The organism is Actinoplanes couchii (assembly GCF_016862075.1).
GTDB lineage: Bacteria > Actinomycetota > Actinomycetes > Mycobacteriales > Micromonosporaceae > Actinoplanes > Actinoplanes couchii.
The window spans coordinates 1-15798 of the sequence record NZ_BOMG01000136.1; the positions used below are offsets into that span (position 1 = coordinate 1).

The following is a 15798-nucleotide window of genomic DNA, read 5'->3' on the forward strand; positions in this document are numbered from 1 at the left end:
TTCGCCGGGCCACCGGTTTGACGGATCATCGACAGCCGCCTCTGTGAACGTTGGAGACCATCCGGTGCTCCCGGTGGATAGGGCCGGAACGAGGTGATCGGAGCGGGCCGAATCACTCCGTCGACTCGGTGGAGGCGCAGTTGACGGTGGGTCGCTTACTCTTGGGTCATGACGATGGTGTTGGGGAAGTCCGGGCGGCCTGGGCGGTCGGCGCTTGTCGTCGGGGAGCTCGGTGAGCTGGACGGGCCCCTGGCCGGTGTGGTGGAGCTGCCGCACCGGATGTTGTGGCTTCCGGCTGAGGATCGGCGGTTTGATCTGGCCGACGACTACGACCGGGCCCGGATGTACGAGATCGTGCTGCGGGAAGCCGTTCACTACGCTGAGCTGCGGACCTTCCTGAACGCTCGCCTGCTGCGGGATCTGTGGGTGGATCTGTTTCTGCCCCGTGGGGTGCGGGCCGCCTGGGAGCAGCGGCACCCTGACCTGACCGGCGTGCGGGCCGGCGTTTGAGCGACACGTTCCATGAGCTGGTCGCGCGGACGGCGCTGGCCGCCGCGTACCGGTACGGGTTCGTGCTCGGGGGTGGGCTCGCCCTGATCGAGCACGGGCTGGTCGCCCGGCCCACCGAGGACGTCGACCTGTTCGCGACGGGGGAGGGCTCGGTCGCCGCCGCCACCACCGCTGTCGCCGAGGCCCTGGAAGCGGCGGGCCTGCATGTCGAACGGATCGACCACGACGGCGACCTGGACGACCTCATCACCGGCATGGCGTACCAGATGTCGGAATTGCAGGTTATCGACGGCGTGAAGACGTTGCGGGTCAGCCTTGGGTTCCTCGATCGGGCCCATCCGCCGGTGGTGCTGGACATCGGGCCGGTCATGGCGGTCGACGACCTGATCGCGTGGAAGGTCGCCGCGCTGGTCAGCCGGGCCGAGGTCCGGGATTTCATCGACGTGGCGGTCTTCCTCGGCGATCGTGGGCCCCAGGAGCTGCTGGCGGCGGCCCGGCGGGTCGATCCGGCGCTGGAGACCGAGGACGTGCTGGCCGCCGGGCGGCGGCTGGACCGGACACCCGACCGTGCCTTCCGCCCGTACCGGATCGACGCCGCGGGCATCGAGGCGATCAGGGCCCGCTTCCGGAGCTGGCCCCGGTGACGAGCGTTGAAAGTGCGATCTATCCCCTGTAGACGTACATAGGTCGATGTTTTCTCGGGAGAGGTTGTCGCCTTGGTACGTCTCGCCGCCGGAGCACTCGCCGCCGTCATGATCGGAACTCTGCCCGCACCCGCCTCAGCCGCCGACCGCACCTGTTTCGACACCGGATCACCCGTCACCGTGGAGGAGAGCCGGGTCGCCGAAGAGCAGGTCCCGGGCCAGTTGATCGAGGCCGGCGGGTTCACCGCCTTCCCGGGGCGGCTGCGCGCCACCCTCTGCGCGGCCCGGTCGTTCGCCGCCGCGAAACGTCACGCCGAAGCCGCCGGCACCACCCTGTGGAAGACCGCGGTGGCCCGCGCGCAGGGCCGCATCCAGATGGGCGACATCGAACGCTACGACGACCGGCCGCTCTACTGGACCCGCCTGACCGGCACCCGTGACCTGCGCCAGTGGACCCCGCGATTCGCACTGTCCGCGACCCAGCGCGGTCAGATCATCAAGACTTATGAGTACGCCGCCCGAGGCCTGACCTCGACCACCTTCCGTCCCGGAGTGACCCGGGTGCTGGTCAGCGGCTTCGACCCGTACCAGCTGGGCGCCGAGATCCGCCGCTCCAACCCGTCCGGCGGTGCCGCCCTGCAGCTGGACGGGGCGGTGTTCGAACACGGCGACCGTACCGTTCAGGTCCAGGCGGTAGCCCTGCCGGTGACGTGGAGCGGCTTCGACCGGGGCATCGTCGAGGACGCCTTCGGGCCACACCTGCAAGGGACGAAACAACGCGCCGACCTGATCATGACGATCAGCCAGGGCCTGCGCGGCGTGATGAACATCGAGCGCTGGGCGGCCGGCTGGCGCGGCGGCGTCCCGGACAACAACGACGAGGGCACCCCGGAATCGGTGCCGCTCGCCACGGGCTGGCCGCAGCCGAACCCGACCCCGGAGTGGATCGAGACGACCCTGCCGCACCAGGCGATGGTGGACGCCGGCACCGGCCCGTGGCCGACGAAGCTCAACCCGCAGCTGTGCGAATGGGCCGCCGGTGACCGCCCGACCGGCCGGGTGACCTGCCACACCGGCGAGCCCACCCCGGGTGGCCAGGCATCCTCCGGTGGTGGCGGCAGCTACCTGTCGAACGAGAGCATGTACCGCGCCAACCGGCTGCGCCTGGCCCTCGGCGCCACCGACATCCCCGGCGGCCACCTGCACATCTCGGCCCTGCTGGCGTTCGCCGACCCGACAGCGCTGCTGGATCCGGCGTTCGCCGCCGACCGCGCGGCCACCATCGAACAGACGATCCGCCTTGTCGAAGCAGCCGGCGCGGCGGCGTAAAGCAGAAGGAAAAAGGGGCGGCCGCTGAATGTCAGCGGCCGCCCCGACAATCAGCGAGCGCCGACGGTCCGCCCGGCCCGGCGGGCCGCGTCGACCACCGGATCGGTCTCGTCGTCGAACTGCCCGATCACCTGCTCGAGCAGATCCTCCAGGGTGACCAGGCCGATCACCTCGTCCGGGCCGGACACGATCGCCAGGTGACTGCGCTGCTGCCGCATCGCCGCGACGGCGTCCAGCACGCTGGTGCCCGCGGTCAGCGACATCGGCGCGGTCATCAGGTCCCGGGCGGTGACCGCCCGCCCGGCACTGATCGCCTTGGCGGCGTCCCGCACGTGGACGACACCGATGATCGCCCCGGCCGGGTCGGTCACCGGCAGCCGGGAGCGGCCGGTCTCGATGCTGCGCATCTCGATGGCCCGGGCGTCGGCACCGTCCGGCACGTCCAGGATGCCCGAGGTCGGCACCATCACCTGGCGTACGGGCATGGACTGCACCTGCAGCATGGCGGTGAGCAGCTCGTGTTCCGCGTCCTCGATGGTGCCGTGTTCCTTGGAGGTCTGCAGCAGCATCCGCAGCTGGTCGGCGTTGTGCACCTGGGCCAGCTCGTCCTGCGGTGTCACCTTGAACAGCCGCAGACACGCGTTCGCCACCCCGTTGAGCGCGGTCAGGACCGGCCGGAACACGGTGGTGAACCCGACGAACGGGATCGCCAGCAGCTGCGCCGAGGTCTCCGGGTGGCTGATCGCCCACGACTTGGGCGCCATCTCGCCGATGACCACGTGCAGGAACCCGACCAGGGCCACGGCCAGGATGAACGCGACCACGTACGCCGCGCTCGCCGGCAGGCCGACCGCGGTGAACACCGGCTCCAGCAGGTGCGCCACGGTCGGTTTGGCCAGGGCGCCCAGCGCCAGGGTGCACAGAGTGATGCCGAACTGGGCGCCGGCCAGCATCATCGACAGGCTGCGGGTGCCGGCCAGGGCGGCGCGGGCCCCGCGGGATCCGTCGGCGGCCGCGGCTTCCAAGCGGTGCCGTTTCGCGGCGACCAGCGCGAACTCCGCGGCGACGAAGAATCCGTTGGCGGCCAGCAGCAGCACGGAGACGATCAAGGACCAGGTGGTGCTCACGCGGTCACCCGCCCTTCGGAACGATCGTGGACGACGGTGAGAGCGACCCGGTCGGGCACCATCCGGCGCACCGACAGCACGGTCAGCCGGGCCACACCCTGCGGCACCGGGTTACCGTCCTCGTCGACCGCGGACGGCAGCTCCACCTCGACCTGCTCCAGCGCGGCCGGCAGGTGACCGAGGCGGGCCAGGATCAGCCCGGACACCGTGTCGTACAGATCGTGGTCGGGCAGCCGGACCCCGGTGGCCTCGGCGATCTCGTCGACCCGGGCCCGGCCGGGGATCAGCCAGGCGCCGTCACCGTCCGGGTCGATACCCGGTTCGGGCAGGTCGTCCTCGTCGCGGATCTCGCCGACCAGCTCCTCGGCCACGTCCTCCAGGGTGATGATGCCGGCGAAACCGCCGTACTCGTCGACGACTACCGCCATCTGCCGGTGGGCGCGTTTGAGCCGGTCCAGGACCTCCGGCAGGCGCACCGTCTCGGGCAGCATCACCGCCTCGGTGGCCAGTGACCCGGCGGTGACGGTGGACCGGGCGGCCGGGTCGAGCCCAACCACGTCGGCGATCGACACCACGCCGATCACGTCGTCGACGCCGTCGCCGGTGACCGGGAACCGGGAGTGCCCGGTGCCGAGCAGGTCGACGACCCGCGACGCCGGCTCGTCGGCGCGGATGGTGGTGACGTCGACCCGGGGGCGCATCGCCTCGGCGGCGGTGCGGCCCCGGAAGTCCAGGCCGCGGTCCAGCAGGCGGGCGGCCCGGGCGTCCAGGGTGCCCTCGCTGCCGGCGTTGGCGATGATCCGGTCCAGGTCCTCGGTGGTGGCGCCCTGCGGTAGCTCCTCGATCGGCTCGATGCCGATCGCCCGGAGCAGCCGGTTCGCGGTGGCGTCGAACACCCGGATCAGCGGGCCGACCACGGTCAGGTAGATCAGGGTGGACCGGGACAGCGCCCGGGCCAGGGCCTCCGGCCGGGCGATGGCCAGGTTCTTCGGCGCGAGCTCACCGAGGACCATCTGCACGACGGTGGCGAACAGCAGCGCGAACACCATCGAGATGGTGGTGCTGAGCGCTTCCGGCAGCCCGGCCAGGCCGAGCAGCTGGGCGGTGCCCTCGCCGAGGAACGGTTCGGCCACGTAGCCGGCGAGCAGTGCGGTCACGGTGATGCCGACCTGGGCGCCGGACAGGACGAACGACAGCCGCGAGGTCACCCGCAGGGCGCGCTCGGCGGCGGGGTCGCCGGCGTCGGCCATCGCCCGCAGTTTCTCCCGGTCGACGGCGACGTAGGCGAACTCCTGGGCGACGAAATAGCCGGTCGCCGCGGTCAGGAGCACGATCACCAGAACACCGATGGCGATCAGCACGAAGAGTCACCACCCGTGCGGCGGCGCTCGGTGGAGCGGAAACGAAACCGGGTCGAGCCCGGCCAGGTACTACAGCCTTCAGGGGCGTCATCTGACATCGGCAGAATCTAGCCCCTCCAACTGTACGGTTACTGAGAGCCAGACGATTCCACGCAGGCCGATGGATCAGTTCAACGGCAACTACCACCTGACGATGACCGAGGGCGACTCGATCAAGATCCGGAAGTCGCCGAGCGTCGCGGGCCTGCTGCTTCTTCACCAGCCCCGGCGGCACCGAGACCTGGATGGCGTACGGCACCCACACCGTCCGCCTGCGCGTCACCGGAACGGGCACCGTGCTCAGCGTGGATCGCGCCGGGGTCTGGACCAACTGAAAAGGGGCGGCGACGTCCACGACCATCGGCCTCTCGGCGGATGATCGTGGACGGTCGCGGCCCGACCGTGGTCAGGGCTTCTGGACGAAGGCGAGGATGTCGGGGTTGATGGTGCCGGCGTTCACGGTGAGCATCCCGTGCGACAGGCCCTCGTAGATCTTCACGGTCGCGTCCTGCAGCAGTTCCGCCTGCTTGAGGGCGGCTTCGCGGTACGGGACGACCTGGTCGTCGTCGCCCTGCAGGACGAGCACCGGCACGGTGATGGCCGTCAGGTCGCCGGTCTGGTCGGTTTCCGAGAACGCCTTGATGCCCTCGTAGTGGGCCAGGGCGCTTCCGGTCATCCCCTGGCGCACCCAGTTGTCGACGACCGGCTGCGACAGCGCGACGCCGTCACGGTTGAACCCGTAGAACGGGCCGGACGCCACCGCCTGGAAGAACTCCGCCCGGTTGGCGGCGAGAGCCTCACGGAAGCCGTCGAAGACCGAGGTGGGAACGCCGTCGGGGTGCTCGGCGGTCTGCACCATCAGCGGAGGCACCGCTGCGACCAGCACCGCCTTCGCGACGCGGCCCTGGGGCTGGCCGAACTTCGCGACGTACCGCGCGACCTGCCCGCCGCCGGTGGAGTGCCCGATGTGAACGACGTCGCGCAGGTCCAGGTGCCGCACCACGGCGTCGACGTCGCCGGCGTAGTGGTCCATGTCGTGACCGGAGCCGATGTCGGAGGACCGCCCGTGGCCGCGACGGTCACTGGCGATCACGCGGTAGCCCTTGGCGAGGAAGTACAGCATCTGCGTGTCCCAGTCGTCCGAGGACAGCGGCCAACCGTGGTGGAACATGATGGGCTGGGCGTCGCGCGGGCCCCAGTCCTTGTAGAAGATCTCGGTGCCATCTTCAGTGGTGACGTACGGCATGTCCTACTCCTTCTTCGGTTTCGCCGCGCAGGTAGGCGGCAACAGCGAGATGGGCCGGCTGAGTGAGGGTTCGCTTATTGCGTGGGGGCGAGCAGCCGCTGCTCGGTGCGAGCGACGATCCCGAGGAAGGTCGCGTCGTCGCCGTACGCACGGGCCAGGATCAGGCCGCCCTGGATGGCGGCGACGGCGTCGACCGCGCGGTCTGCCGCTTCCAGCGGCGGCAGGCCACCGGTGCGCAGCGCTGCGGCGAGGGCGTCGACCCAGTCGGTGAAGTAGGACCGCACCTCGTCGGCGAAGGTGTCCTGCTCCTCCCCGAGGGTCATCGCCGCGAACAGGCAGACCCGCTCGCGGGAGGTGAAGTACTCCGCCACCTCCCGCGACATCGCCTCGATCGCCTCGCCGGCGTTGCGGGCGAGGCGCAGGGGGGTGAAGATGCGGTCCTCGAACCAGTCACTGACCTGCTGGAGGACGGCGGCCGCCATGTCCGTCTTCCCGTTGGGGAAGAAGTGGTAGAGGCTGCCGCGCCCGACACCGGTCTGCTGCTGGATGACCGACAGGGAGCCGGCTTCGAAACCTCGCTTGCGGAACACGCCGGCGAGGGCGCGCACGACGTCCGAGCGGTCGAGGACGGTCCGGGCCATTACAGCCCGAGATCGCTCAGGCCGGGGTGGCCGGCCGGGCGGGGGCCGGCGGCGTCCCAGAAGAACTTGCGGTCGGACTCGTCGATGGCCACGTCGTTGATGCTCGCGTGGCGGTGGGTCATCAGTCCGTCCTTGTCGAAGTGCCAGTTCTCGTTGCCGTAGGCGCGGAACCACTGGCCGTCGACGTCATGGTACTCGTAGGCGAAACGCACGGCGATGACGTCGCCGGTGTACGCCCACAGCTCCTTGATGAGGCGGTAGTCGAGTTCGCGGTCCCACTTGCCGGTGAGGAACTCGACGATGGCGGCGCGGCCCTGCACGAAGGTCGAGCGATTGCGCCACCAGCTGTCCTCGCTGTAGGCGAGGGAGATGCGCTCGGGGTCGCGGGTGTTCCACGCGTCCTCGGCGGCCCGGACCTTCTGGATCGCACCGGCCTCGGTGAACGGGGGGAGCGGGGGACGAGACATGAGGGGCCTCTTTCGGAAGCAGTCTGTGTACTGATCGGTCAAGTCTGTACCGAACAGTACAGACGGTTCGAATGGCCGTCAACACGAGATCCGGGATCCTCGACATTCCTGCCGCAAAAGATTGATGAGAATCAGTGTTGTTGAGCGATTCGTGATGTGATCGCAATCCGGCAAATGCAACCAGCGCATTTATTGTTACGACTGTCACATGCACTGCGGGACTGTCACGAAACTGTCATATCCAGCCTCTGGACATTGCTCTACGGTGGTTTAGGTCGATGATCAACTGAAGATTCGACCAGCGCACGGCCTCGGCCGTGCGCTTTTAAATGTCCCCGGCCGGAAGCGAGCCTATGGATTTCTATAAACATCTGAACGACAACGCAGAGTATTTGTTCAGTGATGCCGTGGACCATGTGATGGTCGTCGCGATATCGATCGGCATCGCGCTGGTTCTCGGTTGTGCCCTCGGCGTTCTGGCCCACCGATCACCCCGGGTGCGACCGATGATCCTCGCCGTGACCTCCACGATGCTGACGATCCCGTCCCTCGCGCTGTTCGCCATCTTCATCCCGCTGCTCGGCCTCGGCACCCCGCCGGCCGTGACGGCGCTGGTGCTCTACGCCCTGCTGCCCATCGTCCGTAACACCGTCGTCGGCCTCGGAACGGTCGATCAGAACGTGCTGCGGGCGGCGCGTGGCATGGGTATGGGGCCTTGGCGCCGCTTCGCCCGGATCGAACTGCCACTGGCCTGGCCGGTCGTCCTGACCGGCGTCCGCGTCTCCACCCAGGTCGTCGTCGGCATCGCCGCCATCGCCGCTCTGGTCAACGGCCCCGGACTCGGCAACGAGATCTTCCGCGGCCTGCGCTCGCTGGGCAGCCCGTTCGCACTGAACTTCGTCCTCGGCGGCACCCTCGCCATCGTCGTGGTCGCACTGCTCTTCGACACCGTCTTCATCCTGCTCCGCCGTCTCACCACCGCCAGGGGGATCCGATGACCGCAACAGATCAGATCGCCGGGCCGGGCGCGAGCCAGGCCGCCGCCACCACGGCCGAGCCGATGATCCGTCTGGAAGAACTCACCAAGAGCTACCGCGGCCAGAAGAAACCCGCGGTCGACCGGGTCACCATGGACATGCCCCGCGGCGAGATCATCGTCCTGGTCGGCCCGTCCGGCTGCGGCAAGACCACCACCATGGAACTGATCAACCGGCTGATCGAACCCACCTCCGGCCGCATCCACCTGGACGGCGAGGACGTCACCACCGCCGACCCGGACACCCTGCGCCGCCGGATCGGCTACGTCATCCAGCAGATCGGCCTGTTCCCGCACTTCACCGTCGGCGAGAACATCGCCACCGTCCCCAAGCTGCTCGGCTGGGACAAGGCGAGGATCGGCAACCGGGTCGACGAACTGCTCGACCTGGTCGGCCTGGACCCCGCGGTGTTCGCCAAGCGGTACCCCAAGGAGCTGTCCGGCGGGCAGCGCCAGCGCATCGGCGTGGCCCGCGCCCTGGCCGCCGACCCGCCCGTCATGCTGATGGACGAACCGTTCGGCGCCATCGACCCGATCACCCGCGAGCGCCTGCAGAACGAGTTCCTGCGCCTGCAGCAGCAGGTCAAGAAGACCATCGTGTTCGTCACGCACGACATCGACGAGGCCATCAAACTGGGCGACCGGATCGCCATCCTCGGCGAGCAGTCCCGGATCGCGCAGTACGACACCCCGGCCAACATCCTCAGCAACCCGGCCAGCACGTACGTCGAGGACTTCATCGGCTCCGGCGCGTCGCTCAAACGCCTCAACCTGAGCCTGGTCGGCGACGTCGCCCTGGACACCGGCGCCGCGACCGCACGGATCGACGGCACCGCCGCCGAAGCCCGCGACACACTGGAGAGCTCCGGCCGGTCGGCGCTGCTGCTGCTCGACGGCCAGGGCCGCCCACAGCGCTGGGTGGACGCCCGCGATCTGGACCGGGCCGACGGGGACCTGCGGCGGGCGGGGGAGCCCGTCAGTGCCCTGGTCGACACCGGTGCGACCCTGTCGTACGCGCTGAACGAGATGTTGACCTCCAACGCCGGAGTCGCACTGGTCGTCGACGGCAGCGGCGCGTTCCAGGGCCTGCTCGACTTCGAGACGGTCATGGTCACCACCCGCTCGATCCAGCGCGACAGCAGCGACTTCTACCGGGCGGCCAAGGCGGTGACCGACTGATGGTCGCGACCACGTCACCCGTACCGCAAAAAATCGATCTTGAAGTCAAGAGCAACGCCCGCTGGCTCGTCATGCCGATCTTCCTCACCGTCGTCGGCATCGCCCTGTGGGCGTGGGTGTCGGCGCAGGAACTCGACAGCATCGAACAGCGCACCCTGAACGCCGGCGAACTCACCGCCCGGGTGATCGAACACCTGCAACTGGCCGCGGTGTCCACGCTGATCGTGATCGCGCTGGCCGTGCCGCTCGGCATCCTGGCCACCCGCCGGGCCGCCCGGTTCGTCGCACCGGTCGTGCTGATGCTGGGCAATCTCGGACAGGCCATCCCGTCGCTCGGCCTGATCACCCTGGTCGTGCTGGCCGCCGGCGTGGGCTTCAAATCGGTCATCTTCGGCCTGGTCGCCTACTCGGCCCTGCCGATCCTGCGCAACACCATGATCGGCCTGCAACAGGTCGACCAGACCCTGGTGAAATCGGCCAGAGGCATGGGCATGTCCCCGATGCAGACCCTGCTGCGCATCGAACTGCCACTCGCCGTCCCGGTCGTGCTGGCCGGCATCCGCACCGCGCTGATCCTCAACATCGGCACCGCCACCCTGGCCACCTTCTTCGGTGTCCAGGCCCTCGGCTACGTCATCTTCCAGGGCATCCAACTCGACCGCACCCCGGTGCTGATCGTCGGCGCCGTGCTGGCCTCCGGCCTGGCACTGCTCGTCGACTACCTCGCCGGTGTCGTCGAACACGTGCTGACGCCCCGCGGGCTTTAAAGAAGGGTTTCACATGAACATCATCAAGAGGACCACCGCGATCGCCGCCGGATTCGGCCTGCTGCTCGCCTCCGCCGCCTGCGGCTCCGACGACGAGGGCGGCAGCGGCACCGGCCCCCTCGCCGGCACCACCGTGACGGTCGGGTCCAAGGACTTCGACGAGCAGCTGGTGCTCGGCCAGATCACCAAGCTCGCCCTGGAGAACGCCGGAGCCGGCGTCAAGGACCAGACCAACCTCGGCGGTACGAACGCCGCCCGCGCCGCACTGACCGCCGGCGAGGTGGACGTCTACTGGGAGTACACCGGCACCGCCTGGATCAGCTTCTTCCAGCAGACCGAACCGATCGCCGACCCCAAGGAACAGTGGCAGAAGGTCGCCGACAAGGACCTGGCCGACAACAAGCTGGTGTGGATGACCCCGGCCGGGTTCAACAACACCTACGGCATCGCCTACAGCGCCGACGCCGCCGCCACACTCGGCAACCCCAAGACCATCTCCGACCTGGGTACGAACACCGCCGCCGCGACCCTGTGCGTGGAGAGCGAGTTCTCCACACGTGACGACGGCCTGCCCGGCCTGCAGAAGAAGTACGGCTTCGAGATCCCGTCCGGCAACGTGACCGTCCTGGACACCGGCATCGTCTACACCTCGACCGCCAAGCAGGACCCCTGCAACTTCGGCGAGGTCTTCACCACCGACGGCCGGATCAAGGCGCTCAACCTGACCGTCCTCGAGGACGACAAGGCGTTCTTCCCGCTCTACAACGCCGCCCCGGTGTTCCGCTCCGAGTACTACGACGCCAACCAGGCCGCCCTCAAGGAGATCTTCGACCCGATCGCCGCGGCCCTCACCCAGGACGTGATGACCGAACTGAACAAGCAGGTCTCGGTCGACGGCGCCCGCCCCGAGCAGGTCGCCAAGCAGTGGCTGAAGGACCAGAGCTTCCTCTCCTGAGAGGATCCCCTATCCTTCGCCGGTGATCAATGTACTTAGTGGATCGTCCGGGGTGTGCGCCGGATGATCCGAACCAAGGCCGCACAGGGGTTCCGGCGGGGCCTGGCGATCGTGCTCGTGCTGAGTCTGATCGCCACGGCCGCCGTGACCGTCCAGCTCTTCACCGGTGAATTCTCCTGGGAGATGGCCGGCCTGCTCGTCGGGCTGCTGTCGATGGCGGTCACCCTGGCCGCGATGCTCTCGCCCCGCCAGGGTGCCCAGGCCCCCGCCGACCTGGTCGACGACCTCGCCCGGACACTGAAGGAACAGTGGCTGGGCGAGGCCGTCTCCCGCAACCTGCGCGACCCCGGCGTCCTGCCCCTGTCCTGGGCCAGCACCACCCGCGACGGCATCGCCGACATCGCCCCGGCCCGCACCACCACCGCCGACGGGGTCCGGGTCCGGCACCTGCGCATGCACGGCCGCCTGGAAGGCCCCTTCGACGACGTCACCAGACGCCTCGCCGAGGACTACGCGAAACTGCCCAACGGCCGGCTGGTCGTGCTCGGCGAACCCGGCGCCGGCAAGAGCGTCATCGCCCTCATGCTGACCCTCGGCCTGCTCAACGCCCGCTGGCCGGGCGCGCCCACCCCGGTGCTGCTCACCGTCTCCTCCTGGGACCCGCTCGCCGAACCCCTCGAGGACTGGATCGTCAACAGCCTCGCCGGCCTCTACTACAACGGCCGTACCGAACTGCCCCGCCGCCTGCTGCTGCACGGCCTGCTGATCCCGGTCCTCGACGGCATCGACGAGATCCCCGAATCGGCCCGCCGCGGCGCCGTCCAGGAGATCAACCGCGGCGTCGGCGCCGACCGGCCGGTGGTCGCCACCTGCCGCTCCGCCGAATACACCGACGTCATCCGCGGCGGCGCCCCGGTCCTCTACGGCGCCCCGGTCATCGAAGTGCTGCCCCTGGCCGCCGCCGACGTCGACACCTACCTCGCCGCGGTCACCTGGCCGGCCGGCACCCGCTGGGACCACGTCAACACCGAACTGCGCGCCTGGGAAGAAGACCGCGCCCAGCCCCGGCCCGCCGCCGAAGCACTGTCCACCCCGCTGATGGTGTCACTGGCCCGGTTCACCTACGAACGCCTCGGCGGCGACCCGTCGGAACTGCTCACCCTGGACTCCCGGCACGCCGTCGAGAACCACATCAGCGAACGGGTGGTGACCGCCGCGTACGAACCGGTGCACCGCCGCCCCGGCGAACCGGCGACCGGCCGGTGGACCGCCGCCCAGGCCCGCCGCTGGCTGTCGTTCCTCGCCGCCTACCTGCACCACCACGGCGACCGCGACCTCAACTGGTGGCAGCTCAGCAGCCGCCTGCTGTCGCCCTGGACCGGACTCGTCGTCGGCGTCAGCACCTGGTTCACCGTCTTCGTGGTCACCGCCCTCGTCGCCCTCACCGTCGACCCCACCTACAGTGGCGGCGACGCCATGGCCGTCGGCGGCATCGTCGGCTTCGGATACGCACTGCTGGTCATGGGCATCTGGTACGCGGTACCCGGCCGCAGCCCCGGACGGCTGGCCCTGTCCACCCACGGCTCCCTGGCCCGCCTGCGCCGCGGCTTCCGCACCGGCGCGGCCATCGGCGCCGTCCCCGCCGCCCTGGCGATCATCATCGGCTCGGTCGTCCTGGTACTCAGCGGCTGGTCGCTGGTCACCTTCGCCGCCTTCGTCCTGCTGCTCGCCATAGCCACGACAACCGTCCTGGTCAGCGGCCTGGCCCTGGCCGTACACAGCTGGTTCGACGCCCCACCGGAGCGGTCGGCGCTGGCCGACCCGGTGCGGTTCCTGCGCCACGACCGGGCCTCCGCAGCCGCCGGCGCGGCGGGCGCCGGTGTGGTCACCGGACTGGTCGCGGTCCCCGCACTGATCGGTGCGGTCCTCGGCGGCGTGGTGGCCGGCCGGCTGCTCACCGGCTATCCCGGCTGGGCGGAGGAGGGCACCCGCCTGTTCTCCGGTTCGTACATCGACGAACTGCTGCCCCAGGACGAACCGTTCACCCTGATCGGCGCGTACGTGATGCCCGGGCTCGCCGTCGCCGGCCTGATCCTGCTGACCCGGGCCTGGCCCCGGTTCGTCGTCGCCCGGATCATCCTCGCCGTCCGGGGCACCCTGCCGTGGCGCCTGATGCGGTTCCTCGCCGACGCCCGGGACAAGGGACTGCTACGCGGCGTGGGCGGCTCCTTCCAGTTCCGGCACATCCGGTTCCAGGAGCACCTCGCCGCCCGCAACCTGGCCGCCGAGGCGTCCGGAACCACTGCTCCCGCGGTACGGCGGGCCCGCCTCGTCCTCACCTCGGCAGTCGCCCTGCTCTGCCTCGGCATCCTCGTCACCGTCCTGTTCTCGGCGCCGCGCAGCACCGTCACCGACGTGCTCGCCGAGGACGGCACCGACATCACCCAGATGGCGCTCAGCGACCGGGGCCGGGTACGGGCCCTCGCGACCGGCTCCGGCGAGATCCTGATCCGGCGCGCGGGTGTGGACACCGTCGTCGCCCGCCGCCTGATCGGCCCCAACATCCGGGCGGTCGCGGTGAACCCGTCCGGCACCCGGGTGGCGGTCGCCGACGGTGACCGGGTGCTCGTGCTCGACCCCGGCGCCGCCGCCCTGCCGACCGTGGCCGAACTGCCGCTGGACGGCTTCGCCGTACGGGCCGCGTTCGGGCCGGGCGACCTGGTCGCGGTGGTCGACGTGAACGGCAAGGTCACCGTGCACCAGGGCGCGGTGGTCAAATGCCGGGTGCAGTTGCCGAAGGGCGACTGGGACTGGCAGATGACCTTCGGGCTGCTGCTGCGCACCCGCGGTGACCTGAAACTGCTCCCGGGACCGATCCACTACATGGGCGAGACGGTGTCGGTCCGGCGGATCGCGGCCCCGTGCGGAACACTGGAGGCCCACGTCATCTGGTCGGACATGCTCAGCACCATCTCCGGCACCTCCAACGGCCTGGCCTTCGGCGTGAACGACAAGGGCGACCCGATCGTGGTGTCGGCCCAGTCCGGCGACGTACGCCTGCTGGGCTTCAACACCACCCCCGCCGAACTACGCCCCCTGGACTCGATCGACAGCGGCGACTCCACGGTCGACTACAGCTCCACGGTGGCCCTGAGCACCGACGGCACCGTCCTGGCCGCCACCGCCGGAGGCCTGGCCAACCTCTGGGACCTGCCCCCACTGTGAACCCGCCCGCCGTCCCGGTTCCGGAGACCTCCCGTCACCGGAACCAGGACGGCGGCCGCCACCAGTAGCGTTTCGGCGGCCGGGTGAGAATGCATGCTTCCGGGCTCCGAACTCGGCAGCCGCGATCCGGGTCGACGTTCCGGCCCGGCGGCCAGGCTGTCCAGTTCCGTCAGGATCATTCCTCAAAGGCCTGGACGTACCGGACAGGGGTGACCATCGCCTTGTGCTCGGCGATACCGGGCCGGCGACCGAGCAAGATCGGCCGCCGGCGTCGGCATCTCACCTTCACGAGCCGGTGGTCGACCAGTGCCACGACTCGCTCGGCAGGTTCCGCAGGCCGAACCGCGCGGCGTTGCCGGACAGCCATGGGTAGCAGGCGGTCGACCGGGTTTGGCAATTGGCGAAGTCGATGGCGAGGCCCTTTTCGTGCATCGACGTGCCGGGCCGGGCGGTCGGCGGGCGACACAGGCTCGGTGACGTGTTCCAGATCTGCTGGGTCGACGTCCCGCAGTTCTTCTTGCGCAACGCGATCTGCTGATCGGCCGGCCGGAATCCGCTGCCGCACAGCTTCCGGCCGCTGTCGCTCGCCGCACGCAGCATCTTCGTCATCTGGTCGCCGATGGTGGCCGAGACCACGATCGAGCCGCCCGCCGGGCAGGAAACGCTGACCTGCGCGCCGCTGCCGAGCACCCCGCCGTTGGGCGGGGCGGTCGGCGTGTTGGAGTGGTCGACCGCCGAGCCGTAGAACGGCGCGGCCAGCGCGAACACCCCGCCGTCCGAGCCGAGCAGCCACACCCCGGTGTCGATGCCCCGGGCCGCGTCGACAACCGGCGGTGACCGCAGCAGGTAGATGCCTCTCCTGCCCGACGCGAAGCCCACCACAAAGATCATCCATGCGTCAGTGATGGGCGCCCCGGCCTCCGGACGCGACACCACAGTTCTGACAAACTCTCCACAGGTCCCAGTCCTCCCTGCCGCAGACCAGGCACCTTCCGGCCCGGTCTGTCCCTGCGGCGCACGCACCGAGCACCCGGTCCACCACGACGGGCAGCGGCTCGGCCGGATGCTTCTGCGGATCGGGGCAGTAGGCAATGTCGTGGCAACCCCATGAGTCCCACGGATGCAGCGCCGCTGGAACGCGTCTGCCCTCCCGCTTCTGCAGGCGTCGTTGGGCGGCGAAAGCGACTGCCCTCGGCAGCATCAGGGCACGGGCCGTCTCCAACTCGTCAAGGGCTCGGACCAGCGACGACGGATTGCTCTCGATACGTCCCG

The 15798-nt window shown here is 69.7% G+C and carries 14 protein-coding genes; 8 read left to right on the forward strand and 6 right to left on the reverse strand.

All coding sequences use genetic code 11. The features are described from left to right. Nucleotides 1–168 precede the first annotated feature (168 nt). The 3 genes from Aco03nite_RS50350 (at nucleotide 169) to Aco03nite_RS50360 (ending at nucleotide 2483) form a co-directional block, all read left to right on the forward strand. Nucleotides 169–510 (forward strand): hypothetical protein, encoded by a 342-nt coding sequence (locus Aco03nite_RS50350; protein WP_203809991.1) that lies wholly within the window; start codon nucleotides 169–171, stop codon nucleotides 508–510. Further along, on the forward strand, nucleotides 507–1154 hold the full coding sequence (locus Aco03nite_RS50355) for a nucleotidyl transferase AbiEii/AbiGii toxin family protein (protein WP_203809993.1): 648 nt from the start codon (nucleotides 507–509) through the stop codon (nucleotides 1152–1154). The genes Aco03nite_RS50350 and Aco03nite_RS50355 overlap by 4 nt, the downstream gene beginning before the upstream one ends. A 72-nt stretch (nucleotides 1155–1226) precedes the next feature. After that, entirely contained in the window at nucleotides 1227–2483 is a 1257-nt protein-coding gene (locus Aco03nite_RS50360; protein ID WP_203809996.1) for a PA0049 family protein, read from the forward strand. 50 nt (nucleotides 2484–2533) lie between these two features. Here Aco03nite_RS50360 and Aco03nite_RS50365 read toward each other — a convergent pair whose 3' ends face one another. From Aco03nite_RS50365 to Aco03nite_RS50385, 5 genes are all read right to left on the reverse strand, one after another. Then, nucleotides 2534–3610 carry a hemolysin family protein gene (locus Aco03nite_RS50365; protein WP_203809998.1) on the reverse strand — a complete coding sequence of 359 codons (1077 nt, stop codon included), beginning with the start codon at nucleotides 3608–3610 and terminating at the stop codon, nucleotides 2534–2536. Further along, on the reverse strand, nucleotides 3607–4971 hold the full coding sequence (locus Aco03nite_RS50370; RefSeq protein WP_203810000.1) for a hemolysin family protein: 1365 nt from the start codon (nucleotides 4969–4971) through the stop codon (nucleotides 3607–3609). Before Aco03nite_RS50370 ends, Aco03nite_RS50365 begins: the two co-directional genes overlap by 4 nt. A 445-nt stretch (nucleotides 4972–5416) precedes the next feature. After that, the gene (locus Aco03nite_RS50375; protein ID WP_203810002.1) at nucleotides 5417–6256 is read right to left on the reverse strand and encodes an alpha/beta fold hydrolase; all 840 of its coding nucleotides are present in this window, start codon (nucleotides 6254–6256) and stop codon (nucleotides 5417–5419) included. A 74-nt stretch (nucleotides 6257–6330) separates the two neighbouring features. Beyond that, entirely contained in the window at nucleotides 6331–6897 is a 567-nt protein-coding gene (locus tag Aco03nite_RS50380; protein ID WP_203810004.1) for a TetR/AcrR family transcriptional regulator, read from the reverse strand. Then, nucleotides 6897–7364 carry a nuclear transport factor 2 family protein gene (locus Aco03nite_RS50385; protein ID WP_203810006.1) on the reverse strand — a complete coding sequence of 156 codons (468 nt, stop codon included), beginning with the start codon at nucleotides 7362–7364 and terminating at the stop codon, nucleotides 6897–6899. Before Aco03nite_RS50385 ends, Aco03nite_RS50380 begins: the two co-directional genes overlap by 1 nt. A 407-nt stretch (nucleotides 7365–7771) precedes the next feature. Between Aco03nite_RS50385 and Aco03nite_RS50390 the strand changes: the two genes are divergently transcribed. The 5 genes from Aco03nite_RS50390 (at nucleotide 7772) to Aco03nite_RS50410 (ending at nucleotide 14526) form a co-directional block, all read left to right on the forward strand. Then, a complete protein-coding gene (locus tag Aco03nite_RS50390) occupies nucleotides 7772–8362 on the forward strand; it encodes an ABC transporter permease (RefSeq protein WP_239146110.1) in 591 nt (196 codons plus the stop codon). A gap of 62 nt (nucleotides 8363–8424) precedes the next feature. After that, nucleotides 8425–9579, forward strand: a complete 1155-nt coding sequence (locus Aco03nite_RS54490) for an ABC transporter ATP-binding protein (RefSeq protein ID WP_203810033.1) — start codon at nucleotides 8425–8427, stop codon at nucleotides 9577–9579. After that, entirely contained in the window at nucleotides 9579–10346 is a 768-nt protein-coding gene (locus Aco03nite_RS50400; protein ID WP_203810010.1) for an ABC transporter permease, read from the forward strand. The genes Aco03nite_RS54490 and Aco03nite_RS50400 overlap by 1 nt, the downstream gene beginning before the upstream one ends. A gap of 13 nt (nucleotides 10347–10359) precedes the next feature. Further along, nucleotides 10360–11301, forward strand: coding sequence for a glycine betaine ABC transporter substrate-binding protein (locus tag Aco03nite_RS50405; protein ID WP_203810012.1), 942 nt, complete (start codon nucleotides 10360–10362; stop codon nucleotides 11299–11301). Nucleotides 11302–11364: 63 nt separating this feature from the next. Beyond that, nucleotides 11365–14526, forward strand: coding sequence for a hypothetical protein (locus tag Aco03nite_RS50410; protein ID WP_203810014.1), 3162 nt, complete (start codon nucleotides 11365–11367; stop codon nucleotides 14524–14526). Between the two features lie 285 nt (nucleotides 14527–14811). Here the strand turns inward: Aco03nite_RS50410 and Aco03nite_RS50415 are convergent, their stop codons facing one another. After that, the gene (locus tag Aco03nite_RS50415) at nucleotides 14812–15417 is read right to left on the reverse strand and encodes a M15 family metallopeptidase (RefSeq protein ID WP_203810016.1); all 606 of its coding nucleotides are present in this window, start codon (nucleotides 15415–15417) and stop codon (nucleotides 14812–14814) included. Nucleotides 15418–15798: the final 381 nt, after the last annotated feature.

Bases quoted from the DNA above. Each gene is read 5' to 3' on its own strand.
- Aco03nite_RS50375 (WP_203810002.1), bottom strand. From the start codon at position 6,256: ATGCCGTACGTCACCACTGAAGATGGCACCGAGATCTTCTACAAGGAC.
- Aco03nite_RS54490 (WP_203810033.1), top strand. From the start codon at position 8,425: ATGATCCGTCTGGAAGAACTCACCAAGAGCTACCGCGGCCAGAAGAAA.
- Aco03nite_RS50405 (WP_203810012.1), top strand. From the start codon at position 10,360: ATGAACATCATCAAGAGGACCACCGCGATCGCCGCCGGATTCGGCCTG.
- Aco03nite_RS50380 (WP_203810004.1), bottom strand. From the start codon at position 6,897: ATGGCCCGGACCGTCCTCGACCGCTCGGACGTCGTGCGCGCCCTCGCC.
- Aco03nite_RS50385 (WP_203810006.1), bottom strand. From the start codon at position 7,364: ATGTCTCGTCCCCCGCTCCCCCCGTTCACCGAGGCCGGTGCGATCCAG.
- Aco03nite_RS50400 (WP_203810010.1), top strand. From the start codon at position 9,579: ATGGTCGCGACCACGTCACCCGTACCGCAAAAAATCGATCTTGAAGTC.
- Aco03nite_RS50415 (WP_203810016.1), bottom strand. From the start codon at position 15,417: ATGATCTTTGTGGTGGGCTTCGCGTCGGGCAGGAGAGGCATCTACCTG.
- Aco03nite_RS50410 (WP_203810014.1), top strand. From the start codon at position 11,365: ATGATCCGAACCAAGGCCGCACAGGGGTTCCGGCGGGGCCTGGCGATC.
- Aco03nite_RS50350 (WP_203809991.1), top strand. From the start codon at position 169: ATGACGATGGTGTTGGGGAAGTCCGGGCGGCCTGGGCGGTCGGCGCTT.